General features: G+C 66.9%; 21 protein-coding genes. 5 read left to right on the top strand and 16 right to left on the bottom strand.

All coding sequences use genetic code 11. The features are described 5' to 3' along the window. Positions 1-45: 45 nt before the first annotated feature. Positions 46-954, top strand: a complete 909-nt coding sequence (locus tag O5K31_RS04720) for an SMP-30/gluconolactonase/LRE family protein (protein ID WP_269716170.1) — start codon at positions 46-48, stop codon at positions 952-954. On the opposite strand, the gene O5K31_RS04715 is transcribed toward O5K31_RS04720, so the two are convergent. The 4 genes from O5K31_RS04715 to O5K31_RS04700 all read right to left on the bottom strand — a co-directional run bounded on the left by O5K31_RS04715 (position 951) and on the right by O5K31_RS04700 (position 3,544). Further along, on the bottom strand, positions 951-2,051 hold the full coding sequence (locus tag O5K31_RS04715) for an NADH:flavin oxidoreductase (RefSeq protein ID WP_269716169.1): 1,101 nt from the start codon (positions 2,049-2,051) through the stop codon (positions 951-953). The two genes, O5K31_RS04720 and O5K31_RS04715, sit on opposite strands and share 4 nt — an antisense overlap. A 4-nt stretch (positions 2,052-2,055) precedes the next feature. After that, positions 2,056-2,346, bottom strand: coding sequence for a putative quinol monooxygenase (locus O5K31_RS04710; protein ID WP_269716168.1), 291 nt, complete (start codon positions 2,344-2,346; stop codon positions 2,056-2,058). 79 nt (positions 2,347-2,425) lie between these two features. Beyond that, positions 2,426-2,734: a hypothetical protein gene (locus tag O5K31_RS04705; protein ID WP_269716167.1), complete on the bottom strand. Its 309-nt coding sequence runs from the start codon at positions 2,732-2,734 to the stop codon at positions 2,426-2,428. Between the two features lie 114 nt (positions 2,735-2,848). Then, complete coding sequence (locus O5K31_RS04700) at positions 2,849-3,544, bottom strand: J domain-containing protein (RefSeq protein WP_269716166.1); 696 nt, start codon at positions 3,542-3,544, stop codon at positions 2,849-2,851. A 34-nt stretch (positions 3,545-3,578) separates the two neighbouring features. On the opposite strand from O5K31_RS04700, the gene O5K31_RS04695 reads away from it, so the two are divergent. From O5K31_RS04695 to purT, 3 genes are read left to right on the top strand one after another with little or no spacing between them, the layout of a single operon-like run. Then, positions 3,579-7,124, top strand: a complete 3,546-nt coding sequence (locus O5K31_RS04695; protein ID WP_269716165.1) for a hydantoinase B/oxoprolinase family protein — start codon at positions 3,579-3,581, stop codon at positions 7,122-7,124. A gap of 36 nt (positions 7,125-7,160) precedes the next feature. Next, positions 7,161-7,673, top strand: coding sequence for a hypothetical protein (locus tag O5K31_RS04690; RefSeq protein WP_269716164.1), 513 nt, complete (start codon positions 7,161-7,163; stop codon positions 7,671-7,673). Next, positions 7,670-8,863: a formate-dependent phosphoribosylglycinamide formyltransferase gene (purT, locus tag O5K31_RS04685; RefSeq protein WP_269716163.1), complete on the top strand. Its 1,194-nt coding sequence runs from the start codon at positions 7,670-7,672 to the stop codon at positions 8,861-8,863. Before O5K31_RS04690 ends, purT begins: the two co-directional genes overlap by 4 nt. A 3-nt stretch (positions 8,864-8,866) precedes the next feature. Here purT and O5K31_RS04680 read toward each other — a convergent pair whose 3' ends face one another. The 12 genes from O5K31_RS04680 to O5K31_RS04625 form a co-directional block, all read right to left on the bottom strand. Then, positions 8,867-10,159, bottom strand: coding sequence for an MFS transporter (locus O5K31_RS04680; RefSeq protein ID WP_269716162.1), 1,293 nt, complete (start codon positions 10,157-10,159; stop codon positions 8,867-8,869). A gap of 15 nt (positions 10,160-10,174) precedes the next feature. After that, positions 10,175-12,838, bottom strand: a complete 2,664-nt coding sequence (metH, locus tag O5K31_RS04675; protein ID WP_442867752.1) for a methionine synthase — start codon at positions 12,836-12,838, stop codon at positions 10,175-10,177. Between the two features lie 83 nt (positions 12,839-12,921). Beyond that, positions 12,922-13,428 (bottom strand): RidA family protein, encoded by a 507-nt coding sequence (locus O5K31_RS04670; RefSeq protein WP_269716161.1) that lies wholly within the window; start codon positions 13,426-13,428, stop codon positions 12,922-12,924. Positions 13,429-13,446: 18 nt separating this feature from the next. Continuing rightward, positions 13,447-15,045, bottom strand: coding sequence for a flavin monoamine oxidase family protein (locus O5K31_RS04665; RefSeq protein ID WP_269716160.1), 1,599 nt, complete (start codon positions 15,043-15,045; stop codon positions 13,447-13,449). Positions 15,046-15,102: 57 nt separating this feature from the next. Then, positions 15,103-16,170 carry a homocysteine S-methyltransferase family protein gene (locus tag O5K31_RS04660; protein ID WP_269716159.1) on the bottom strand — a complete coding sequence of 356 codons (1,068 nt, stop codon included), beginning with the start codon at positions 16,168-16,170 and terminating at the stop codon, positions 15,103-15,105. After that, positions 16,167-17,033: a subclass B3 metallo-beta-lactamase gene (gene bla, locus O5K31_RS04655; protein WP_269716158.1), complete on the bottom strand. Its 867-nt coding sequence runs from the start codon at positions 17,031-17,033 to the stop codon at positions 16,167-16,169. Before bla ends, O5K31_RS04660 begins: the two co-directional genes overlap by 4 nt. 111 nt (positions 17,034-17,144) lie before the next feature. Continuing rightward, positions 17,145-18,101, bottom strand: coding sequence for a methylenetetrahydrofolate reductase [NAD(P)H] (gene metF / locus O5K31_RS04650; protein ID WP_269716157.1), 957 nt, complete (start codon positions 18,099-18,101; stop codon positions 17,145-17,147). After that, on the bottom strand, positions 18,098-19,069 hold the full coding sequence (locus O5K31_RS04645) for an ArsR/SmtB family transcription factor (RefSeq protein WP_269716156.1): 972 nt from the start codon (positions 19,067-19,069) through the stop codon (positions 18,098-18,100). The genes metF and O5K31_RS04645 overlap by 4 nt, the downstream gene beginning before the upstream one ends. A 53-nt stretch (positions 19,070-19,122) precedes the next feature. Next, a complete protein-coding gene (locus O5K31_RS04640) occupies positions 19,123-20,079 on the bottom strand; it encodes a 2-hydroxyacid dehydrogenase (RefSeq protein WP_269716155.1) in 957 nt (318 codons plus the stop codon). 54 nt (positions 20,080-20,133) lie between these two features. Next, positions 20,134-22,110, bottom strand: coding sequence for a M10 family metallopeptidase (locus O5K31_RS04635; protein ID WP_269716154.1), 1,977 nt, complete (start codon positions 22,108-22,110; stop codon positions 20,134-20,136). Between the two features lie 189 nt (positions 22,111-22,299). Continuing rightward, complete coding sequence (locus tag O5K31_RS04630; protein WP_269716153.1) at positions 22,300-24,132, bottom strand: M10 family metallopeptidase C-terminal domain-containing protein; 1,833 nt, start codon at positions 24,130-24,132, stop codon at positions 22,300-22,302. A gap of 118 nt (positions 24,133-24,250) precedes the next feature. After that, positions 24,251-24,580 carry an Mpo1-like protein gene (locus O5K31_RS04625; RefSeq protein WP_269716152.1) on the bottom strand — a complete coding sequence of 110 codons (330 nt, stop codon included), beginning with the start codon at positions 24,578-24,580 and terminating at the stop codon, positions 24,251-24,253. A 66-nt stretch (positions 24,581-24,646) separates the two neighbouring features. Between O5K31_RS04625 and O5K31_RS04620 the strand changes: the two genes are divergently transcribed. Further along, complete coding sequence (locus tag O5K31_RS04620; RefSeq protein ID WP_269716151.1) at positions 24,647-25,393, top strand: aspartate/glutamate racemase family protein; 747 nt, start codon at positions 24,647-24,649, stop codon at positions 25,391-25,393. Positions 25,394-25,581: the final 188 nt, after the last annotated feature.

Below are 25,581 nucleotides of genomic sequence, written 5' to 3'. Positions count from 1 at the left end.
TCATAGTCTCCCCATCGCCCGGCAGAGGCGGACAGGGAGCGCATCATGGACATCCAACTCGTCGCCGAGGGACTTGAGTTTCCCGAAGGCCCAATCGCCATGGCCGACGGATCGGTCCTACTGGTGGAGATCAAGCGTCAGACCCTGAGCCGCATCACGCCGGACGGAAAGCGCGAGACGGTGGCCGAGCTGCCCGGCGGCCCCAACGGCGCGGCCCTGGGCCCCGACGGCTGCGTCTACATCACCAACAACGGCGGCGCGTTCCACTTCATGGAGAACAGCGGCCTGACCATTCCGGGCCCGACCCCACCGACCCACAGCGGCGGCTCGATCCAGCGCGTCGATCTGAACACTGGACGCGTGGAGACGCTCTACGACGCCTGTGACGGGGTACGGCTGGTCGGCCCCAACGACCTGGTCTTCGACAAGCAAGGCGGCTTCTGGTTCACCGACCATGGCTGCACTACGCCCGAAGGCCGCAAGTTCGGAGCGCTCTACTACGCCAAGGCCGACGGTTCGAAGATCGAGCAGATGCGCGGTCATTTCGTCTCGCCCAACGGGGTCGGCCTCTCGCCCGACGAGACGGTGGTCTACATGGCCGACACCACGCTTGGCCGCCTATGGGCCTTCGACGTGACAGGTCCAGGCGTGCTGGCCGAGCCGCCGATGTTCCAGCCGGCGCGTGTGGTTTGCACCCTGCCCGGATATCAATTGCTCGACAGCCTGGCGGTGGAGGCAGGCGGCAAGGTCTGCGTGGCGACCATCATCAATGGCGGGATCACCGCCTTCGACCCGGACGGCTCGACCGAGCACTTCGCCGTGCCCGACCCCATTGTCACCAACATCTGCTTTGGCGGCGACGACATGAAGGACGCCTGGATCACCGCGTCCGGGACCGGCAGGCTATACAAGGCCCGCTGGCCCCGGCCGGGGCTGAAGCTGAACTTCAGCTAGTAGAGAACGCCCATCGCCTGGCGCTCGAAGGCCTTGAGCTCGGCGGTGCGGCCCTCACGGATCTTCTGCACCCATTCGGGGTCCTGCAGCAGGGCGCGGCCAACGGCGACCATGTCGAACTCGCCGCGCTCAAGCCGCTCCAGCAAACCGTCGATGGAGGCTGGCTGGCTACCCTCGCCACCGAAGGCGGCGATGAATTCGCCCGACAGGCCCACCGATCCCACGGTGATGGTCGGCAGTCCGGTCAGCTTTTTGGCCCAGCCGGCGAAGTTCAGGTCGCTGCCCTCGTATTCCGGCTCCCAGAAGCGGCGCTGCGAGCAGTGAAAGACATCGGCTCCGGCGTCGGCCAGGGGCTCCAGCCAGGCGGTCATTTCCGCCGGCGTCTTGGCCAGCTTCACGTCGTAGTCCTGCTGCTTCCACTGCGAAATGCGCAGGATCACCGGATAGTCCGGGCCCACCGCGGCACGCACGGCCTTCAGGATATCGGCGGCGAAGCGCGCTCGCTCGGGCAGGGTCGCGCCGCCATAGCCGTCAGTGCGGACGTTGGTGCCTTCCCAGAAGAACTGGTCGATCAGATAGCCATGAGCGCCGTGTAGCTCGACGGCGTCAAAGCCCATCCGCTTGGCCTCGCCCGCAGCGCGGCCGAAGGCGTCGATGGCGTCGGCCACATCGGCGTCGCTCATGGGGTCGCCGAACTGCTTGCCCGGGCGCGATAGGCCCGAGGGGCTGTCGTATGGCCCCGGCGGAGTCCAGTCTTCGCTGCGGGTGCGCACCGCGCCGACGTGCCACAGCTGCGGCGCGATCTTGCCCCCCGCGCCATGCACGGCGTTGACGACGTTCTGCCAGGCCGCCAACTCCGACTCGCCGTGGAAGCGCGGCACGGCGGGATCGTTCAGCGAGGCGGGCCGGGCCACGCCCGTGCCCTCGGTGACGATCAGGCCGACCCCGCCCTCGGCACGGCGGCGATAATAGTCGGCCACCTGTTCGGTGGCGACGCCGCCGGGCGAGAACGACCGGGTCATGGGGGCCATGACCACCCGGTTGGGGATGGTCAGCGACTTGACGGAGAAGGGCTGGAACAGTGCGTCGAGGGACATGCCGCTACTCCACCACGTCCAGGTATTCGATCTCAGGGCGGGCGGCCATGAAGGGCGCTAGGCTGGCGCCGCCGGCCTTGAAATGGTCGCTGGCGCCGTGGGCCTTCATCGCCTCTTCCGAGGCATAGAGCTCCAGCACCTTGTAGGTGTTGGGTTCGGTACGGCTCTTGGTCAGCTGATAGATGACATTGCCCGGCTCGTTGCCGCGCACCTGGGCCGCCATGTCGAGAAAGGCCTTCTCGAACCCTTCGTTCTTGCCGTCCTGGACCTTTAGGGTCGCCACAACGCCGATCATTCGCGCCTCCAAACAATTGTTTGACGGCACGTTAGACTTAGTCAGTTGCGATTGAAAAGCTCTTCCTGAGAAAGCGCTGTTAGCGCGAGCCTTCGTTCCAGCCGTAGGCGACCCACGAATGGCCACCAGCGTGTCGCGCCTCGATAATCTGGCCGTCGGCGACCGTAGCGACCTTGCGGGCGCGCGCCGTGCGGCGGGCGCGGGTGGCCATACCTGCCAGGGTCAGAAGCGCGGTGGCCATCACCGCGATCACCACCACGGTGGCGGCGGCGAACAGGGCGAGCACGGCGCCGACAGCAGCCGCGGCCAAGGTCGCGAGCGCCCCGGCAAGCCAGAACAGGCCCCGGAATGCCGAACCCTTACCCGTCGCTGCAGACAACCGTTCCATCGTCTTCGCCTTAAACGGACGCAATCCGCGTCCTTCGACCCATAATTTGGGTCACAGTACCTTCACGTCAACTGAACAAGCCGTAATTCAGCACAATGGCCACAATACGCCCGATCAAGCGGCGCCGGCCAAGGACAGTTCCCGACGCTCACGCATGATAGTGTCGAAGGCCCCATTGATAGCCGCGGCCTTCGAATGGGCGACCTCGATGAATTCCTGCGGCAGGCCGCGCCCCTGCATCTTGTCGGGATGGGCCAGGGTCAGGGCCGCCTTCCACGCCGCGCGCACGATATTGTCCGGCGCATCCGCGGGCACGCCCAAGATCTCGTAGGGATCGTCAGGCCCGGCGCCCAGGTGGGTGGCTTTCAGCCGGCGGAACGCCAGGGGCGACATGCCGAACAGGCGCGAGACCTGCTCCAGATAGGCCAACTCGTCGGCGCTCACCACGCCATCCGCGCGCGCGATATGGAACAGGCCGTCCAGCACGTTCTCCAGCAGGTCGGGGCAGCGCCGGTAACGCTTGGCTAGCCGCTTGGCGTAGCTTTCGAAGCCTCGCGTGGTCTGCCGCGCCAGGTCGTAGAGACGATGGACGTTGCGTTCCGAGCCCGCATCGGGCTGAAAGACCTCTGAGAAGATGGCGAATTCGTCTCCGTCCGCGCGACCGTCGGCGCTGGCCAGCTTGGCGCCCAGGGCGGTCACCGCGGTCGAGAATGCGGGGTCCTCACCCGGACGACTGGTCGGACAGTCCGTACAGTCGGCCGCGTCCACCGTGCGGGCGGCGAGGCTTGATATGTTGCGCCAGAAGCTCATGGGAGAACTACAAGTTTATGATGGTGGCGTTCGCATGACAACAGATACGGCCGGCTGGACTTTCTGGATCGATCGCGGCGGCACGTTCACCGATGTCATCGGGCGTGATCCTGAGGGCGTCGAACACACCGCAAAACTGCTGTCGGCCTCGCCCAGCTATGCCGACTCCGCCGTCGAGGCCATGCGCCGCCTGCTGGGCGCCCAGCCCGGTCAGCCCTTCCCCGCCGAGCGGGTCGATGCGATCAAGATGGGCACCACGGTCGCCACCAACGCCTTGCTGGAGCGCAAGGGCGCCAGGACCCTGCTGGTCGTCACCAAGGGCTTCGCCGACGCCCTGATGATTGGCGACCAGTCACGTCCTGACCTCTTCGCCCTCGACCTGACGCGGCCCGAACCGCTCTACGCCGGCGTGATCGAGGCCGACGAGCGGCGCGGCGCGGACGGCGCCGTGGTTCAGCCGCTGGATCTGCCGGCCCTGAAGACAGCCCTCATCGCCAAGAGGGCCGAAGGCTTCACCAGCGTCGCCATCGCCTTCCTGCATTCCGACCTCGACCCTGCGCACGAGCTGGCGGCCGGGCAGATCGCCCAGGAGATCGGCTTCGACTATGTGGCGCTCAGCCACGAGGTCTCGCCCCTCCCCCGCTTCATCCCACGCGCCGAAACGGCCGTGGCGGACGCCTATCTGACCCCCATCCTGCGCGCCTATGTCCGACAGGTGGCCGACGCCGTGAACGGCGCACCCCTGTGGTTCATGACCTCGGCCGGCGGCCTGGTCCGCGCCGCTGACTTCCGGGGCAAGGACGCGGTGGTCAGCGGCCCGGCCGGTGGCGTGGTCGGCGTCGCCCGCACGGCTGAGGCCGCGGGAGCCAAGGCGGCGCTGGGCTTCGATGTCGGCGGCACCTCAACCGACGTCTGCCGCTACGCCGGCGTGCTGGAGCGTCGCGACAAGGCGACCGTGGCTGGCGCCAAGCTACGCGCGCCCATGCTGGACGTGGAGACCGTGGCCGCCGGCGGCGGGTCGATCCTGTCCTTCGACGGTTTCCGCGCCCGGGTCGGACCCGACAGCGCCGGCGCCATGCCCGGCCCGGCCGCCTATGGACGCGGCGGCCCGGCCGCCCTGACCGACGCCAATCTGGTGCTGGGCCGCCTTGATCCGCGTTTCTTCCCCTCGGTGTTTGGTCCCAACGGTGACGCGCCGCTGGACGCCGCCGCCGCCCGCGCGCGGCTGACGGAACTGGCCCAGGCCATGGGCGCCGCCAGTCCCGAGGCCGCCGCCGAAGGCTTCGTCGCCGTGGCCGTGGAGCAGACCGCCCAGGCGGTGCGCCGCATCTCCACCGAGCGCGGCTTCGACCCCCGTGACCACGCCCTGGTAGCCTTTGGCGGCGCCGGCGGCCAGATCGCCTGCGCCGTGGCCGAGGCGTTGGGGGTCACCGAGGTGCTGAGTCCCAAATACGCCTCCCTGTTGTCCGCCTGGGGCATCGGCCAGGCCCGCGTGCGCGTGCTGCGCCAAGCCGGGCTCGAGAAGACGCTGGAGGCCGGCCTTCCGGACGCGCGAGCTCTCGCCGACCGACTGGAGACCGAGGCCCAGGCCGCCATGGCCGCCCAGGGCGCGGACACCGGCCAGGCCGTTCGCCGCCTCCTGCTCCGCTATGAAGGCGCCGACGCAGCCTTGCCCGTGGCGCTGTCCGACGCGGCCGCCGCCAAGCAGACCTTCGAGGAGGCCCACCAGCGCCTGTTCGGCTTCATCGAACCCACCCGCGCCGTGATCATCGCCAGCGTTGAGGTGGAGATCGAACAGGCCGGATCGGAAGCCGCCTCCAAAGGCGATGCGGCGCGCCCTTCGGCGACCTCCGACGACCCGGCCGTGATCATGGCTAGCGATCTGACCACGGCCCAAGGTCCCTGCCTCATCGTCCGCGGCGACACCCAGATCGCCGTGCTCGAAGGCTGGACCGCCAAGGCCGAGGCTGACGGCCTCGTCCGCCTCACCCGAACGGGCGCGGCCAAGGTCGCCCAACTCGCCATCGACAAGCCTGATCCCGTGACCCTGGAGCTGTTCAACCGCCGCTTCATGGGCGTGGCAGAGGCCATGGGCGCGGCCCTGGAGCGAACGGCCCAGTCGGTGAACATCAAGGAGCGGCTCGACTTCTCCTGCGCCCTGTTCGACACCGATGGCGGCCTCGTCGCCAACGCCCCGCACATGCCAGTCCACCTGGGCTCCATGGGCGCCAGCGTGCGGGCGGTCCGCGACCGCCACCCCGTGCTGAAGCCCGGCGACGCCTTCGCCCTGAACAACCCCTATGCCGGCGGCACGCATCTGCCGGACATCACGGTCGTCATGCCGATCTTTGTGGGCGAAGCGGACAGGCCGACCTTCTACGTCGCCGCACGCGGCCACCATGCCGACGTCGGCGGGGTGCAGCCGGGCTCTATGCCGCCCTTCTCCAGGACCATCGACGAAGAAGGCGTCATGCTCGACGCCCTGCCGATCATGCGGGGCGGGGTCTTCCTCGAAGCCGACGTTCGCGCCGTACTGCTGGCCGGCGAGCACCCGGCACGCCGGCCTGACCAGAACCTGGCCGACCTCAAGGCCCAGATCGCCGCGTGCCAGGCCGGCGCAGCGGCTGTTTCGGGAATGATCGAGGCCTATGGTGGCGAGACCGTCGGCCGCTACATGATCTTCGTGCAACAGAACGCCGAGGCCGCCGTCAAACGCGCCGTCGGCAAGCTGAGGGACGGCGAGGCCCGCGTGCCCATGGACGGCGGCGGCGAGATCGTCGTGAAGGTCACCGTCGATCAGGCCAAGGGCGAGGCGGCGCTCGACTTCACCGCGTCCGCCAGCCAGTTACCCAGCAACTTCAACGCCCCCGCCGCCATCGTCGACGCCGCCGCGCTCTATGTCTTCCGCAGCCTGGTGGATGACGAGATTCCGTTGAACGCCGGATGCCTGCACCCGCTGAACATCACCACCACGCCGGGCTCGATGCTCGACCCCGCGCCGCCCGCCGCCGTGGTCGCCGGCAATGTGGAGACCAGCCAGCACGTCGTGGACGCGCTCTACGCCGCGTGTGGGGTCATGGCCAACAGCCAGGGCTCCATGAACAACTTCACCTTCGGGGACGAGACGCGGCAGTACTACGAGACCCTATGCGGCGGCTCGGGCGCTACTGCCAAGACGCCAGGGACCAGCGCCATCCACACCCACATGACCAACTCCCGCCTCACCGATCCCGAGATCCTGGAACGGCGTTATCCCGTGCGGCTTGAAGCTTTCGGCGTGCGCCAGGGTTCGGGCGGGGCCGGCGCCATGCCGGGCGGTGACGGGGCCATCCGACGGGTGCGCTTTCTCGCCGAGATGGAGGCCGCCCTGCTGTCCACCCGCCGCGATCACGCCCCTCAGGGACTGGCTGGCGGATCGCCTGGAAAACCCGGCGCCCAACGTTTGCTGCAATCAGATGGAACCGTGAGGGAGCTTTCCGGCTGTTTCTCCGTTATGGTCAAGCCTGGCGACGCCATCGAGATCGAAACCCCTGGGGGCGGGGGATACGGTCCGGCGCCCGGCGTCGCCCCCGCGATTTAGATTTTGTCCAAGGGACCCCTTATGGCGCCTGCCTTTTTGCTTGCTCTCTCGCTCTTCGCACAGGGCGCGCCCGCCGCGGCCGTGACCCCGGCCGAAGCGCCCTTCCCCGTCGGCGCGCCGACCGACGACTACGGCTTCACCGCCTGGTGCTACGGCGCCGTGGGCGGCTACATCGACCTGTACGACAAGGTCATGCCCGAGGTTGAGCGCATCGAACGCACTTGGCCCTCGCCCAGCGGCGTCGACGCCTCGCTGAAGGTCTATCCGCAGCTGCGCGACCAGGGCAAAGGCGACCTGAAGCTGTTCGCCAGCGCCATCGAGGCCGCCGAGCGCGCCAGCCCGACGGTCATCGCCGAACAGGGCAAGGCCGGCATCGCCAAGGGCCGCGGCATCTGGACCGGCGCCGCCACCAGCGACAAGGCCAAGCTGGCCCAGGCCTGGATGGGCTGGACCCCGCCGGCTCGCTGCGCCCCGACCGCAAAGCGTCTGCAAGCCAAGGCGTCGCTGTTCGGCAAGGCGCTCGACGCCAACAACCCCAAGCCGCAATGACCATCGGAACGCCGCTCTCGCCCTCGGCCACGCGGGTGATGCTGCTGGGCTCCGGCGAACTCGGCAAGGAAGTGGCCATCGAACTGCAGCGGCTCGGCGTAGAGGTCATCGCCGTCGACCGCTATCCGAACGCGCCCGCCCATCAGGTCGCCCATCGCAGTCACGTGGTCCCCATGACCGACGCGGCCGCGATCCGGGCCCTGGTGGAGCAGGAACGTCCGCACCTGATCGTGCCGGAAATCGAGGCCATCGCCACCGACGAGCTCGCGCGGATCGAGGCTGAAGGCCTGGCCACGGTGATCCCCACCGCCCGCGCCGCCCAGCTGACCATGAACCGCGAAGGCATCCGCCGCCTGGCGGCCGAGGAGCTGGGCTTGCCCACCTCGCCTTATGCCTTCGCCGCCACGGCGGACGAACTGGCGGCGGGCGCGGAGAAGGTCGGCTACCCCTGCTTCGTCAAGCCGGTCATGTCTTCGTCGGGCAAGGGCCAAAGCTATGTGGAGAGCGCCGCCGACATCGCCGCCGCCTGGGACTACGCCCTGGCCGCCGGCCGGGTCGAACAGGCGCTGGTCATCGTCGAGGGCCGCATCGCCTTCGACTACGAGATCACCCTGCTGACGGTCCGTTCGAAACACGACGGCCAGACCATCACCTCCTTCTGCGCGCCCATCGGCCACCGTCAGGTCAAGGGCGACTATGTCGAAAGCTGGCAGCCCCAGGCCATGAGCCCCGCCGCCCTGGCCAAGGCCCAGGACATCGCCGCCAAAGTCACCGGTTCGCTCGGCGGCCTGGGCCTGTTCGGTGTGGAGCTGTTCGTCAAAGGCGACGAGGTCTGGTTCTCGGAAGTCAGCCCGCGCCCGCACGACACGGGCCTGGTCACCCTGGGCAGCCAACGCCTCAGCGAGTTCGCCCTGCACGCCCGCGCCATCCTGGGTCTGCCCATCGACACCACCCTTCGCGAGCCCGCCGCCAGCGCCGTCATCTATGGCGGCATGGAGGCGCAGGGAGTGGCCTATGAAGGCGTCGAGGAGGCCCTCGCCGTGCCCGGCGCGGACCTGCGTCTGTTCGGCAAGCCCGAAGCCTTCGAGCGCCGCCGCATGGGTGTCGCCGTGGCGACCGGCGTCGATATCGACCAGGCGCGCGAGCGGGCTCAGGAAGCCGCCGACAAGGTCCGTGTGGTCAAAGGCTGATTCTCAATCCTTCGGCCGCGTCTCGCGCATGGTGAGCAGCACCGGCAGGACGAGCAGGGCCACCACCGCGATCATGGCCCCCGGAATCATGGGCCAGCCCGTGCGGTCGGTCAGCATCTGGGCGACATAGGGCGTCAGGCCGCCGAAGATCGCGGTGGCCACGGTGGCCCCCAGCGCCAGACCGCTCAGCCGCCCCTCGCCCGGAAACTGTTCGGCCGTGGCGACCGCGCCGACCGCGCTCACCCCGCCGGCCGCAGCGGCCAGGACCACTGCCCCCAGCAAGGCTGACGCCGCGGAGCCTGTGGCCATCAATGAGAACATGGTCATCGGCAGAATGGCGCTGAGCGCCGCCAGGGTCAGCAGCATCGGCTTGCGTCCCCATCGGTCCGAAAGCAGTCCGATGAAGGGCGTCACCAGGATGACGACCACGGCGGCCACCGTCGCCAGCCACAGTGACAGCCCCTCTCCCATCGCGCCCGCCGATGTAAGGAAGGCCGGCACATAGGTGATCCCCACATAGTAGGTGATCGAGCCCAGGGCCGAGATCGCGAACGACCGCAGTATGCCCGCCTTGTGGTGGCGAAGCGTATGCCGCAAAGGCCGCTCGGGGATCGTGCCGAAGGCCTGCTGGCGTTCGAAGTCCGGCGATTCCTGCATCGTCGAGCGCGCCAGCCAGACGCTAGCGGCCAGCCCCGCTCCCACCAGGAACGGAATGCGCCAGCCCCAACCATCGAGATCCGCCTGGCTCATCAGATGCACCGTCAGGGCCGACACGGCGACGGCCAGCAGAGCGCCGACCTCGCTGGCGGCCGAAGCCAGTGAGGCGATGAGACCCCGCTTACCCCGCGGCGCGCCTTCCATCAGATAGGCGACGACTCCTGTATATTCGCCGCCGACCGAGAACCCCATCACGCATCGCAGCAACAGGACAAGCACGCCCGCCGCCGGGCCGATCTGGGCATAGGTCGGCAGCAGGGCGGTCGCGAGCATGGCGCCCGTCATCACCAGCATGGACAGCAGCATCATCCTGCGGCGGCCGTAACGGTCGCCGATGTGGCCGAACACCGCCGCACCCAGGGGCCGCATCAGATAGGCAACCGCGAACCCGGCCAGGGCGGTGGCCAACGATGCCTCGCCTCCACCGAAGAACACCCGCGACATCACCGTCGCCAGATAGAGGTACAGGGTGAAGTCGTACCATTCGACCACGGTCGAGAAGGCCGCCACGGCCATCGACCGGCGCGAGATCGCTTCGGGAGCGCCGCCCGCGCCTTGCTCGGTCGAGGATGGCGCCATGCGGCCTCCGGTTTTCTAGGCCGCCGCCGCCCGCGCGTTGGGATCGTAGTTGAGGATCGGCGACAGCCAGCGTTCGGCCTTGGCCAGCTCCCAGCCCTTGCGGCGGGCGTAGTCCTCGACCTGGTCGCGGTCGATCTTGCCGACGCCGAAATAGTGCGCCTGCGGATGGCTGAAATAGAGGCCCGACACCGCCGCGCCCGGCATCATGGCGAAGCTCTCCGTCAGCTGCATGCCGGTCCGAGCCTCGGCTTCCAGCAGCTTGAACAGCAGCTCCTTTTCGGTGTGGTCCGGCTGGGCCGGATAGCCTGCGGCGGGGCGGATGCCCTGGTACTTCTCGGCGATCAGCTGATCGACGTCCAAGGGCTCTTCGGGCGCATAGCCCCACAGCTCGACGCGGGTCTTGTAGTGCAGCCACTCGGCGAAGGCTTCGGCCAGGCGGTCGGCCAGGGCCGAGGCCATGATCGCCGAATAGTCATCGCCGGCCGCCTTGAACCTGGCGACCATCTCGTCTTCGCCATGACCGGCGGTGACCGCGAAGCCGCCGATATAGTCGGCGCCCCCGCCCACCGGCGCGACGAAGTCCGACAAGGCGACATTGGATTTACCCGCCGTCTTGGCCATCTGCTGGCGCAGCGTATGCAGGCGGCCCAGCTCCGTCGTGCGGCTCTCGTCGGCATAGACCACGATGTCGTCGCCGTCTGTGTTGGCGGGCCAGAAGCCGACCACGCCCTTGGCGCCAAACCACTTCTCGGCGGTGATCTTCTCCAGCATCGCGCGGGCGTCGCGATAGAGGTCCGTCGCCGCCTCGCCGACCACCTCGTCCTCCAGGATCATCGGGAAGCGCCCCACCAGCTCCCAGCTGGCGAAGAACGGCGACCAGTCGATGAAGGGGACCAGTTCCTCAAGGCTAGGCTCAAAGGTGCGCAGGCCGATGAAGCCCGGCTTCGGCGGCGTATAGCCATCCCAATCGATGGCCAGCTTCCTGGCGCGGGCGTCCTTGATCGAGGTGCGGGCCTTGACCTCCTGGCCGCGCGCGAACTGCTCGCGGATGCGTACATACTCGTCGCGCGTCTCGCCAATCACCCGATCCCGCTCGGAAGGGGACATCAGGCTGGAGACCACGCCCACGGCGCGCGAGGCGTCCAGCACATAGGTCGTCGGCCCTCGGCGATAGGCCGGTTCGATCTTCACCGCCGTGTGGGTGCGGCTGGTGGTGGCGCCGCCAATCAGCAGCGGGATGTCGAAGCCCAGGCGCTCCATCTCCGACGCCACGAACACCATCTCGTCCAGGGACGGGGTGATCAGGCCCGACAGGCCGATCATGTCGACCTTGTGCGCGCGCGCCTCGTCCAGGATGCGGTCGGCGGGCACCATCACGCCCAGATCCACGACCTCGTAGTTGTTGCACTGCAGGACCACGCCCACGATGTTCTTGCCGATGTCGTGGACGTCGCCCTTGACGGTGGCCATCAGGACCTTGCCGGCGCTCTGACGCTCGCCGCCGCCCTTCTCGGCCTCCATGAACGGCATCAGCCAGGCCACGGCCTGCTTCATCACCCGGGCGGACTTGACCACCTGCGGCAGGAACATCTTGCCCGCGCCGAACAGGTCGCCGACCACGTTCATGCCGTCCATCAACGGCCCTTCGATCACGTGCAGCGGGCGCTCGGCCTGCAGGCGCGCTTCTTCGGTGTCGGCGTCGATGAATTCGGTGATGCCGTTGACCAGGGCATGCGTCAGGCGCTCGCCCACCGGGGCGTTGCGCCAGGCCAGGTCCACGACCTTGGCCGCGCCCTTCTCGCCCTTGTAGCGGGGCGCCATGTCCACCAGCCGCTCGGTCGGGTCAGCCCCATCGGCGCGCTTGCGGTTGAGGATCACATCCTCGACGGCCTCGCGCAGCTCGGCGTCGATGTCGTCATAGACCGGCAGATCGCCGGCGTTGACGATGCCCATATCCATGCCGGCGTTGATCGCATGGTACAGGAATACCGAGTGGATCGCCCGCCGTACCGGCTCGTTGCCGCGGAAGCTGAACGACACGTTCGACACACCGCCCGACACGCGGGCGTAGGGCAGCAGTTGCTTGATGCGGCGCGTCGCCTCGATGAAGTCGACGGCATAGTTGCAGTGCTCGTCGATCCCCGTCGCCACGGCGAAGATGTTGGGGTCGAAGATGATGTCCTCAGGGGGAAAGCCGACCTTGTCGACCAGCACGCGGTACGCGCGCTCGCAGATTTCGACCTTGCGGGCCTCGGTGTCGGCCTGGCCGACCTCGTCGAAGGCCATGACCACCACCGCCGCGCCATAGCGCAGGCAAAGGGTGGCCTGCTCGATGAACTTGGCCTCGCCTTCCTTCAGCGAGATGGAATTGACGATCGCCTTGCCCTGAACACACTTCAGACCCGCCTCGATCACCTCCCACTTGGAGCTGTCGATCATGATCGGCACGCGGGCGATATCCGGCTCGGCGGCGATCAGGTTCAGGAAGGTGACCATGGCGGCCTGCGAATCCAGCAGGCCTTCGTCCATGTTGATATCAATGACCTGAGCGCCGGCCTCGACCTGCTGACGGGCGACGGACAGGGCTTCGCCGTACTGACCTTCGACGATCAGCTTCTTGAACTTGGCGGACCCGGTGACGTTGGTCCGCTCGCCGATGTTTACGAAGGTCGGTCTCATACGCGCTGCAATAACTCGATTTGGTCAGTTCTGTCCGCCCATACCGGCTGATGCCGGCATGAGCGGAGCTGAAACACTGGACGCTACTTGGGGGCCTTGGCGGCCGTGACCTCGACCTCGATCAGGAAGCCCGGCCCGGCCAGGGCCGAGACCTGCACCGTCGAACGGGTCGGACGGTTGGGCTGCTCAGGGGTGCCGAAGTACTTGTTGTAGGACTTCATCATGCCGGCGAAGTCCATCTTGCCGCCCATGGCCGGATCGCCGACCAGGTAGATGGTCATGGACACCACGTCGCCCATGCCCAGGCCCTGGCTCTTCAGGATGCCCTCGATCTTGGCGAAGGTGCTGGCGGCCTGAACCTCGGTGTTGCCGAAGGCGGCGATGGTGTTGGGCGCCGCTGCGGGGTCGGCCACCGCCGGAAGCTGGCCCGACAGGTAGATCGTCTCCGACCCCGCCGGCACCCGGATCACCTGGGCGATGAAGGAGGTCGGGGTCGGATAGGTCCGGGTGATCTCGGCCTGGGCGCCGGTCAGGGCGGCGAAGGACGTAAGGGCGCCGAGGGCGGCGGCGGTCAGAAGCTTGCGGATCATGGGATTTCCAGTTCTGGCTCAGGCCGCGACGGCGGCGGTGTTGACGAGTGCGGCGTGCTTTTCACGTTCGGCTAGGGCGCGGATGGTGCGGTGGGCCGACAGGATCGCCCCCTCCTGCCATCCGGGAGTCTGCGACAGATGCCCGCCCGCGAAATAGACGCTGCCGGCGGGCTGGTTGAGCAGGCGGAATTCTGGCCCGTCGATATGGCCCTCCTGCCCCTGCTGTCCTCCCCAGCGGGGCCAGGGACCCATGTTGTAGGGAATCTTGCTCCAGTTCACGACGACCCCGCGTGAGAGCGACGACTCGTGTCCGGGATGCAGTTTGCCGACCGTTGCGCGGGCGATGGCGATCTGCTCGGCCAGGGGCCGCTTGGCGAACTCCGCCGCGCGCGGGCCCGAGCCGTAGCAGGCCAGCAGCATGCCGCGTTCTGAGAAGATCTGCGCGCTGGGGTACCAGACCAGCGACGTGTCCCCGCCCACGAAGGAGATGCCACCATAGATGCCCTGCTTCTCCCAGAAGCGCGGGGCGTCGAAGCCGATCTTGTTGGAGAAGTCGTTGGGCACGCTGGCGACGGCCTTGGTCACCTGCGGATCGAAGTCCGTCTTGATCTTGGCGACCAGGGCCAGGGGGATGGTGACGATGCAGTAGTCGGCCGCCACCGTCTTCATCGCACCCGTCTTGGTGTCCTTGTAGACAACCTGAACGCCCTGGCGGCTCTTGATCTCCACAACCTCGGCACCGCGCACGATAGGGCTGCGGATCGCCTTGGCGAAGGCCTTGGGGATCTGATCCATGCCGCCCACCGGCTGGAACATGGCCGCCTGCTGGTGGATGTTTTCTTCGAATAGGGTGGCGCGCATCTGCTCGTGGGCCAGCAGGTCCTTCATCGGCAGCGGCGCGCGGTGCTTGCCGAACTGGTCGGCCGCGCCGGGAAAGGTCTCGAAGCCCGACCGCTCCGTGCCCTTGAAGGTCATGTCCTCGGACAGGTCGCCGTACATCTTCAGGAACGGCATCAGCCGCTCCTTGTCGTCGAGCGTCAGTTCCTGATCGAGCGCGCCGCGGTTGACCGCCTTGGCCAGCATCTCGGCCACATAGCCGCGCGTGTCGTTGAGGCCCTGGCGCATCTCAACCGGCTTTCCGCCGCAGCCCTTCTCGGACCAGATATAGGCGCTGCGGCTGGAATTGACCTCGACCTCCAGCGGCACGCCCAACTGTTGGCAATAGCTTAGGATCGCCTTGTGATGGCTGGGCAGGCGCGCGGGACCGGCGTTGAGATACAACCCGTCCGAGAAGCTGCAGACTTGCGTCTCCTCCCCCACCATCTCGATCTTGTCGCCTCCGCGCACAGTCCAGTTGCGGCCCCCGACCCGATCACGCGCTTCCAGCACGACCACGTCAAAACCGGCCTTTTCAAGCTCATAGGCGCTCACCAGACCGGTGATCCCCGCGCCCAGAATGACCACCTTCTTTCCCGCGCCCGCTGTCCTGGGCAGGTCGGGCATGCCGGCGAAGGTCTCCGTGGGCATGAGGCCCAGGGCGGTCATCGCCGAGAACGCGGCCCCGGCTCCCCCGACGCCGCCGATACGCTTCAGAAAACTCCTCCTACTCGTCGCCATGGTGCTTTTCCCCTGTAGATCGAATGATCGGGGAGAGGCTGACTCCGGCAGGTTCCGTCAGGCGAGTTCGAACGGCTCCAGGCCGGCCAGACGGAGGGCTTTCGCTCGTTCCGGAGGCTGGCGTGGCGCGATTCTGCGCACTTCGTCGGCCACATGACGGATGTGATCGGGGGTGGTGCCGCAGCACCCGCCCAGCAGGTTCACCAGCCCGTCCTTGGCCCACTCGTGCAGCATGTGCGAGGTCTCATGCGGCTCCTCGTCGTACTGGCCCATGGCGTTGGGCAGACCGGCGTTCGGATAGGCGCCCACCAGCGTGTCGGCGATGCGCGACAGCTCGGCGATATGCGGCCGCATCAGGTCCGCGCCCAGGGCGCAGTTGAAGCCTATGGCGAACGGCTTGACGTGCTTCACCGAATTCCAGAACGCCTCGACTGTCTGCCCAGACAAAGTGCGGCCCGAACGGTCGGTGATCGTCCCGCTGATCCAGATGGGGAGCGCCTCATGCCCTTCCTCGTCCTCCAGATCCTTGATCGCCTTCAGCGCCGCCTTGCAGTTCAGGGTGTCGGTGATCGTCTCCACCAGGAACAGGTCCACGCCGCCCTGGTACAGGGCGGCCACCTGATGGCGATAGGCCTCATAGACCTGGTCGAAGTTCACCTTGCGCGCGCCCGGATCGTTCACGTCCGACGACATGGACAGCATGACGTTCAGCGGCCCGATCGAGCCGGCGGCGAAGCGCGGCTTGTTAGGTTCCTTGGCGGTCCAGCGGTCGGCGGCTTCGCGGGCCAGACGGGCGCCCGCGATGTTGATGTCCCACACCGCCTGGGCGTCGAGCCTGTAGTCCTCCTGCGCGATGGTCGTGGCGCTGAAGGTGTTGGTCTCGGAAATATCCGCGCCCGCCCCGAAATACTGATCGTGCAGGTCGCTGATGATGTCCGGGCGGGTGATGCAGAGGATATCGTTGTTCCCCTTCATCTGACCGTTGTGGGTCGTGAAGCGGTCGCCGCGGAAATCGGCCTCGTCCAGACCCCGCCGCTGGATCATCACCCCCCACGACCCGTCGAGGATCAGGATGCGTTCCTTGGCGGCGGCCTTCAGGGCCTCGATGCGCTCGGCGCGAGTCATCGGCGGTTCTCCTGCTTGGCCAGTTCCTGCTCGAACGCCTTGGCGGAGGCGTCCACGAACCGGGCCATTTCGGTGGGATCGATATAAGGATTGGGCTCGCCGCGAAGCAGGCGCTGGCGTTTACCGGCAAGGTCCGCAAAACCCGGGTGGTTGGGCAGGAACACGTCCGTCGGGATCATCCGCAGCTTGGCGAAGCTGGCGCGATAGTCATCCACGATCCGCGGATGCGCCCGGTTGCCGATCAGCACGTTCCCCGCCACCGTGGTCGAGCAATAGAAGGTCACGTTCAGCGCCCGCTCGCGCTCCACCACCGGCAGGGTCCAGGTCGTGCAACCCGTCGTATGGCCCGGCGTCAGGTGGGCGGTGATCGCCACCTCGCCCAGCTTCACGGTCTGCAGGTCCTTGACGGTGCGATCGACCTTCACCGCCGGATAGGCGACCGCGCCGTTATCGTTGTCGCCGACATGGACGCCCTTCTCCAGCGACTCCTCGTCAGCCTTGGAGGCATAGAGCCTGGCCTTGGTGTCGGCCTTCAACTGCGCTAGCCCGCCCGCGTGATCGATATGGGCGTGGGTGTTCAGCAGGATCTTCACGTCCTCGACCTTGAAGCCCAGCTTGCGGATGCTGGCCTCGATCAAAGGCGCGCCCTCCGGCATGCCTCCGTCGATGACGATGTGTCCTTGCGAGGACGAGATCAGATAGGAGGCGATGCCCTCGCTGCCCACGTAATAGACGTTGCCTACGATGCGGTACGGCGTGGTCGCCTTCGTCCAGTCCGCCGGCCAGCCTTGAGCCGATGCGGTCGAACCGACGGCCATGAACGCCAGCGCCGCCAGCGCCGTCTTCTTGCTGAGTTTGATCATTGAAGTCCTCCCTTTCGACGGGAGACATGAGGGGCGCGAAGGCCCGACCGCAAACGACGATAAATCGACGGAGCCATGAGCTGAATTTGGGTCGAAGCCATGCCCATCGCCTCAGGCCGCCGCTTCGGACGGAGCCGGCGCGGGCTCGCGCACGCCCAGCACCCGGCACAGCGCATAGACAAGGTCGGCCCGGTTCAGAGTGTAGAAGTGGAAGTCCTTGAACCCCTGCTCCTCTAGCTTGGCGCACATCTCCGCGGCCACCGAACAGGCGATCAGACGTCGGGTGTCGGGATCTTCGTCCAGCCCCTCGAACAGATTGGCCAGCCAGCCAGGCACGCTCGCCCCACAGGCGCCGGACATGCGCTTCAGGCCCTTGAAGTTGGTCACCGGCATGATCGCCGGGATGATCGGAATGGCGATGCCCGCGTCACGCGCCTTGTCCACGAAGCGCAGGAAGGCGTCGATGTCGAAGAAGAACTGGCTGATCGCCTGGGTCGCCCCGGCGTCTACCTTGGCCTTGAGGACGTCGATATCGTGGGCCAGGGACGGGCTTTCCGGATGCTTTTCCGGATACGCGCCGACCAGCACCTCGAACGGGGCGATGCGCCGGATGGCGGCGGTCAATTCGGTGGCGTTTTGATAGCCGTCAGGGCGCGGAACATAGACACCGCCTACGCCGCTGACGCCGCTCTCGTCCGGCGGCGGATCGCCGCGCAGGGCCACGATATGGCGCACGCCGGCGGCCCAGTACTCGCGGATCACCTCGTCCACCTCATCGCGGCTGGCGCCCACGCAGGTCAGGTGGGCGGCAGGCAGCAGGCCCGTCTCGTCCAGGATGCGGCGAACCGTGCGGTGGGTCCGCTCGCGGGTCGAACCGCCCGCGCCATAGGTCACCGAGACGAACGACGGCCCCAGCGGCTCCAGCCTCCGGATCGAATTCCAGAGCGTGTCCTCCATCGCCTCGGTCTTGGGCGGGAAGAACTCGAAGGAGACGTTCAGGCGCGACTGCGCGCGCTCGGCGGCGCGGGCCACGGGGCCGATGACGCGGCGGGGTTCGGCGGCGCTCATGCGGCGCTCCTCTGTACTGAGGCCGGGCGTCGGCCCGTCCAGATCTTGACGGTCAGACCGCCAGCTTTGGCGGGCGGGAGATCGGCTTCGACGCGACCTTCCAGGCCGGCCGCCGCCAGCCAGCGCAGCATCTCCGCGTCAGAAAAGCCCAGGCGGCGGTGCTGGTGCGCCTCGCGCAGGAATTCCAGGCGGTGCGGCGCGAAGTCGACGATCAGCAGCCGCCCGCCCGGTGCCACCAGACGCGCGGCCTCGGCCACGGCGGCGGCGGGATCGCCTAGATAGTGCAGCACCTGATGCACGGTCACCAGATCGGCCGATGCGGGCGGCAGGCGGGTGAAGAAAATGTCCCCGTGCCGCAGCTCGCAATGGTCCAATCCCGCCTTGGCGGTTTCGGCCCGGGCGATGTTGAGCATGTGCTGCGACAGGTCCAAACCCAGGGCGCTCGACGCCTTGCGGCCCAGCAGGGTCAGCATCCGACCCGTGCCGGCGCCCAGATCGACCAGCCCGCGGAACGGTCCCGGCCCTGCGGCGTCGATGATCGCCTTCTCCACGTCGGCCTCGGCCACATAGAGCGACCGAATCTCGTCCCAGCGGGCGGCGTTGCGGGCGAAATAGGCGCTGGCCTCGGCCGCGCGTTCAGCGCGCACGGCGCCAAGGCGCTCGGCGTCTGCGCGAACCTCGGGATCGGCCGGATCTATGGGCGCCAGGGCGGCGTCCACCATGATGCGGCCCGGCCCATGGGCGGCGAGCCGATAGAAAACCCAGGCGCCGTCAGGAAACCGCTCGACCAGCCCGGCTTCGGCCAGAAGCTTCAGGTGGCGCGAGACGCGCGGCTGGCTCTGGTCCAGGATGCGGCACAGCTCCAGGACGGAAAGCTCCTCCTGGGCGAGCAGGGCCAGAACCCTCAGGCGGGTGTCCTCACCCGCCGCGCGCAAGATCTCCACTGCCTGGGCCATGCTGATCGACATAAGGACATAAAGATATCTTTATGTGATTTTGGCAAGCGGTTTGTTGGCGCCGCCTAGTCCTGGACGGGGCTCGGCAAGGGCTCGCCATGGAAGAAGGCCCGCAGGTTCTCCACCGTCAGCCCGACCATCTGCGGAATCGCATCCACCGTCGCCCCGGCAAGGTGCGGCGACAGCACGGTGTTTGGCACGCCCTCCCATCGGGCGGGCGGCGTCGGCTCGGTCTCGAACACGTCGAGCGCCGCCATGCCCAGCTTGCCATCCTTGAGGGCCGTGATCATCGCGTCCTCGTCGATCACCGAGCCACGGGCCACATTGACCAGGCAGCCTTGCGGTCCCAGCGCCTCGATCACCGCGGCCGAGACCAGACCCTTGTTCTCGGGCGTGGCGCGGCAAGCCACCACCAGCACATCACTGTCGCGGGCCAGAGCCATCAGGCTATCGGCCCGTGGCCAGCGGCTCTCCTTGGGGTTCGGGCCCCACCAGGAAACGGTCATGCCGAACGCTTCCAGCCGTCGCGCCGTGGCGTCGCCGATGTGGCCCAGGCCGATGATGCCGGCCTTGCGTCCACGCAGCGACCGCCGCGAGTGCATCCGGTCGCCGGGCCCCCAGCGCCCGTCGCGCACCCGACGGTCGCCCTCGACGATCCCGCGCCAGGCGCCGATCAACAAGCCGACGGCTACGTCCGCCACGTCCTCCGCGTTGACGCCCGTCGAGTGGGTCACCGCGATCCCGTGCGCCCTGCACCAAGCCATGGGCACGCCGTCATAGCCCGCGCTGACACAGGCGATCAGGCCCAGGCGCGGCATCTCGGCCAGCAGATCGGTGGGCAGCGGCATCTCGCCGGCATGCACGATGGCCTGGACCTGAAGCCCCGGCCCCGACAGGAAGCTCAGCGTGTCGGGATGATCCCATAGCCGGACGACCTCATAGGTCGACTCCAGCATCGCCTGCAGCGGCATCAGCATCTCGTGCGAAAGCAGGATGCAGGGCTTGGGGGTCGGCTCGACCATGGGCGTTCCTCGTCACGTCTTCTTGCGACGCAACGCTAGAGCGTCCCCCTAGGGTCAGCCAAGGTCCGAATAGATGAAGGCGGCGCTTCCATAGGCGTTGATCAGGTTGACCCCGAACGACGCCCCGTCCGCCAGATCCAGCAGATAAGCGTCGACGGCCTTGGCATAGACGCCCACCCCGGCCTTCTCCGCCTCGGTCAGCAGCCAACCGACCATAGCCGCCTTGGCCCCCACGCCCTCATCGCCGCCGTAGGATTCGAAGTAGTCCTGACGGGTCATGCCGCCGCCAATGTCTGCGTCCAGGATCTGGTCGATCTTGGTCGCGCTGGGCGTCGAGCCGAAAATCGTCCGGTAGGCGTCCGACACCGCCGCCTCGAAGGTCTTGCCACCATAGGCCTGCTCGAATGCGGTCTTGCCTTCGCCCAGCTTGCCCAGGTTCACGGCGAAATTGATGTAGCGGTTTTCGACATTGAAGCCGGTGTAATAGGCGCTGTTCAGGTTGTTGGCGTTGCCGCTGGCGCTGGTCAGCAGATAGTCGAACCCGCCCTCGGTCGGGACCGTCCCGACGAAGAACTGATAGGCCAGGGCCGCCACCTTGGTGGTCGCCGCCGCCGCATCGACGATCTTTTCATAGGCCTGAAGCTGGGTGATCGAGCCATTGGCGACCTGGGCGTTCAGGCTGCTGATCAGAGCCGTATCCGAAGCCGATACCGGGCTGCGGCGCATGATGTTCAGGAACGCCGTCTCCAGGGTGGCCCCCGCCGAAGCCGCGCCCCCGGACAGGGTGATCGCGGTGTCGCTGAACTGCAGCTTCTCGATGGATTTGAGCGTGTCGGTTCCGTCCGGCGAGCCGCCGCGCAGGTCGCGGATGGTGATCGTGCCGTCGGCGTTGGTGGTCCAGCTATAGTTGGCCCGCGCGCCGGAATAGACGGCCGTGTCCGTCCCCGCGCCGCCGTCGATGGTGTCGTTGCCGCCACGGCCCTCGATCCGGTTGTCGACCGCATTGCCCGTGATGCTGTCGGCGGCCGATCCGCCTCGCGCGTTCTCCACCGTCACGCCGTAGGCGATGGAGATGTTCTTGGTCATGCTCAGGGCGTCGCTGAACGCTCCAGCGTTGAGGTCCAGACGGGTCGTGAGATTGGAGCCCGACAGGTCCAGGGTGTCGTTTCCGCCTCCGTCCCAGATGGTCAGGACAGGCTGCTTGGTGACCGTGAAGTCGTAGGCCGCGCGGCCCGCCGTGCTGTTGTAGCCATAGACCGTGTCGCCGGCCCGGGTGCTCATATTGGCCCCGTACATGGCCTGCAGACCCGCCACGTCGTGCAGCAGCAGGGTCGAGCCGGAGAAGATCGCGTTCTCGGCGTCGAACAGGAAGTCGGCGCCGGTCTCGGACCCGGCGAAGTACGACATGATCGTGTACTGCCGGCTGTCCTGCATGAAGGTGGCGTCGGCGGCGTAGGTGATCGTCCCGCCGTTGGCGTTGTAGTCGCCAGGATGCAGCACCCCCAGCCCGTGGACGATCTCGTGCATCAGGGCCATGAAGTTGTAGCCGCCCGAGAACCACTTGCGGTCGTCAACCGCATCGGGGTTCAGCCACACCTCGACCGAGCGCAGGCTGCCGCCCGAGCTGCGCCAGCTGGCGTGACCCCACTCGAACTCTTCGGCGCCCTTGTCCGAGCCCAAGCGGATGCGGCCGTTGGTCGTGCCGTCGTCCGTCATCTCCACGAACTTCAGATTGATCACGTCGGCGATGAGGTCGAACGCCGCGCGGGTGAAGTTGCGCTCTTCGGCGGTGAAGGCCTGGAAGTCGGCGCCCACCGAGCTGGGGGCGGAGCTCATGAAGCTGTACAGGACCGTGCCCGTCGACCAGCTCAGGTCGTTGCGGTCGTAGTTCCTGATGATGTCGTTCAGCGACAGCGTGGGCTTGGCGGACGCCGCGGCGGACAGCACACCATCGCCGGCCGCCTGCTCATGCGCCAGGCCAGCCGTGCAGGCCGCGCACCCGCAGGTTTCCCACTCTTGATCGAAAGCCACTCAAGCCCCCCGGACACACCAAGCGTGACCCAAAAGGCCTCCGCCGACAATGGAGCGTGCCATAGCAAGGTTTGCACAAGGTTTCACAGCGACAGGATGTAGCACATGTAGTGGTCTACTAAGAGTAGTTGTAGTTGCTACAGCAAAAATACTATCGCTTCGGTTGCCGCCCTCGACAACACAACCTCGCTATCCGCCGAAGATGAAATCCGTTCTGTAGTAACCGTTTGCGGGGTCCAGCAGGTCCACGGCATAGCCCCGGGACGGCGCCCCGTCCGCCAGATCGGCCAGCCATGCGGCGTTCGACCGCGCCATGACGCCGACATCGGCTTTCACCGCCTCCGCCAACAGCCAGCCCACCATTGCGGCTTTTGCGCCGATGCCCGCGCCGCCGAGACTTTCGAAATAGCCCGCGCGACTATCGATCAGGTCATGCAGCTTTGAGTCGGTCGGCGCCGCGCCGAAGATGGCCCGGTAAGCCTCGCGCCCGGCGTCCATCAGATTCAGCGAACCGTACTTTTGCGCGAAGGCGGCCTTCCCCTCCCCGTCCCGGCCCAGGTTCACCGCGAAGTTGATGTAGCGGTTCTCAAGATTGAAGGCCCCGTAGTAGGTGCTGTCGAGGCTTTGTGGATTGGGGCCGTCCGCCGCCACCAGATAGTCCAGACCTCCGCCGCTTGGCGTCTTTCCGGTGAAGAACTGATAGGCCAGCGACGCCACCGACGTCGTCCCGTCGGCCGCTTCAATGACCATCTCGACCGCTTCAGCCTCGGTCAGAACGCCTTCCGAAACTTGAACGGCAAGCGCCTGCTGGAAGTCTTCGCCGCCGCGCAGCACCGCCTCGGTGGCCGTGACGATGACGGCTGGCACGGACGCGGGGTTAAGAACGGTCGCCCCGTCGGCGAACTGAAGCTTCTCGATGTCGGTCAGCCGATCTTGACCGTCGGGAGCCCCTGCCCGCTTGTCCGTCACGGCGTAGGTCCCGTCGTCGTTGCGGACCACACCATAGTCGTCCTTCCGGCCGGAATAGACCGCCGTGTCCCAGCCGCCCCGCCCGTCGAGGACGTCGTCTCCCGCGCCGCCCTCCAGGCGGTTGCCGACCGCATTGCCGACAATGCTGTCGGCCCCGCTCCCACCCCGAGCGTTCTCGATCGTAACGCCATAGGCGATCGAGATGTTCTTGGTCATCGACAGGGCGTTGCTGAAAGCGCCCGCGTTGAGATCGAGGTAGGTGGGGACGTTCGTACCAGAGAGATCGAGCGTGTCGTTCCCGCCGGCGTCCCAGATCGCGATGACCGGATTAGGAAGGCGGGAGAAATCAAATGATTCACGCCCCGCTGTGCTGTTGAAGCCGTAGACCGTATCGTCCGCCCGCGTGGCGTTGTTCGCGCCGTAGAGCGCCTGCAATGCGGCGATGTCATGCAGCAACGGGTGCGCGGCCCGGGCGACGGCGCCTCCATCTCCGAAATGATGGGCTCCCGTGAAGCCCGCCTCGAAGTAGGACATCAGCGTGTATTGCCTGCTGTCCTGAAGATACTGCGCATCCTCGCTGTAGATCGGGCCCGCGCTTCGGTATTGCCCAGGATGTGAAATTCCCAAGCCATGCAAGACTTCATGCAGCAAGGTTGCAAAGCCACCCCCTCTCGGCCCCATGGAGACCTGGGAAGTTGCTGGATAAATCCAGATGTCGGCTTGCACGATCTCCCCGACGCCAACCGGTGGGCGAACGGCGCTGATCATGGCGATCCCGGCGGCGTTCATTTGAGCGTCCCAGCCAATACGCATCGTCGGCTGTGATGACTGGCCTTCCCCTTCGACCTCCACGAACCGCGCCTCTACAATGTCGCTGATGAGCGCCAAGGCCTCGCGCGCCCAAGCCCGTTCGAGCTCGGTGAACCCTGTCTGACTCGTCTTCGCAGGCTCAGGCAGCACAAACGAATAGGGAATTTCGGATGGCCACTTCGCTCCCATTCGGATCAGGTTCGCGATCACCTGCTCCAGCGACCAAACCGGCTTGTCGGCCATCGCGCCGTCCTCCCTCCCGAGAACCAGCAAGGCCTCGCCGAGGAAAAACTTTACATGTGAAGCCAAGGGGCGTGAAAGAGCGTGAAAATTGCCCTAGAAGAGCACCATCCGCACGGCCTCAGAACTTGCGCTTGCCGCTCACCGTCTCGAAGAACAGCCGAAAATCGCCCATCAGCGACCACAGGGGATAGGTGAAGGTGGCCGGCTTGTTCTTCTCGAAGAAGAAGTGACCCACCCAAGCGAAGGCATACCCGCAGATCAGCGCCGCCAGCCCCAGCCGCCAGTCGCGCAAGACCACCGCCGAAATCGCCAAAGCGATAGAACAGCTCGTGCCGATGATGTGCAGCCGCCGGCTGGTGCGGTTGGAGTGCTCATGCACATAAAAGGGGTAGAACTCGCCAAAGCTGCGATAGCGCTCGCCGTCGGCGGGGGTTGGGGCCACGCCCATGGATCGTTTCCTCGGTCTTGTTTAGGAGAGGATCGGACATCAACCACCGATCGGCAAGACGCACCCATGACCACCGCCTCCAACAGCGCCCTGCCGACCATCGGCCTGATCGGCGGCATGAGCTGGGAGAGCTCGGCCGAGTACTACCGCATCATCAACCAACGCACCCGCGACGCCCTGGGCCAGACGGCGTCCGCCCAGTGCCTGATGTGGTCGTTCGACTTTTCGCGGATCGAGGCCCTGCAGCATGACGGCCGCTGGGACGAACTGACCGACCTGATGATCGACGCCGCCAGGCGGCTGGAGGCCGGCGGCGCCGACTTCCTGGTCATCTGCACCAACACCATGCACCGCATGGCCCCGGCCATCGAGGCGGCGGTCAAGGCGCCCCTGCTGCACATCGCCGACGCCACCGGCGAGCAGATCGCCGCCGCCGGCATCAAGCGCGTGGGCCTGCTGGGCACCGCCTTCACCATGGAGCAGGACTTCTACAAGGGCCGCCTGGCCGAACGCTTCGGCCTGGAGGTGATCATCCCCTGGCCGGAGGACCGCAAGGTCGTCCACGACGTCATCTATCAAGAGCTGATCTCCGGCCGCATCGAGCCGGCGTCGCGCGAAGCCTACCGCCAGATCATCGCCCGCCTGGTCGAGGCCGGCGCGGAAGCTATCATCCTGGGCTGCACTGAGATCATGCTGCTGGTGGGGCAAGAAGACAGCACCGTCCCCGTCTACGACACCACCGGCATCCACGCCCACGCGGCGTGTGACCGCGCACTGGCGATGCGCGTCCATACCAAAGCTCCGGCACCCTAGGCCTCGTGCCTAGGGCCCAGAAACTCCGCATCGGTCGCAAAGAGCGCGGCTGTTCCGCAGCACCAACCCAGAACCTCAGCCGCTTCCGGATCCTCGCCACAAGGGCGATGATGACGGAGATAGGGAAAGCCGTCGCCCTTCGAGACGCGGCCTGCCGGGCCGCTCCCCAGGATTACGCGTAGTTGCGA

Origin of the sequence: Caulobacter sp. NIBR2454 (assembly GCF_027474405.1) — a bacterium.
GTDB lineage: Bacteria > Pseudomonadota > Alphaproteobacteria > Caulobacterales > Caulobacteraceae > Caulobacter.
This window is presented reverse-complemented; position numbering and strand designations above follow the sequence as displayed.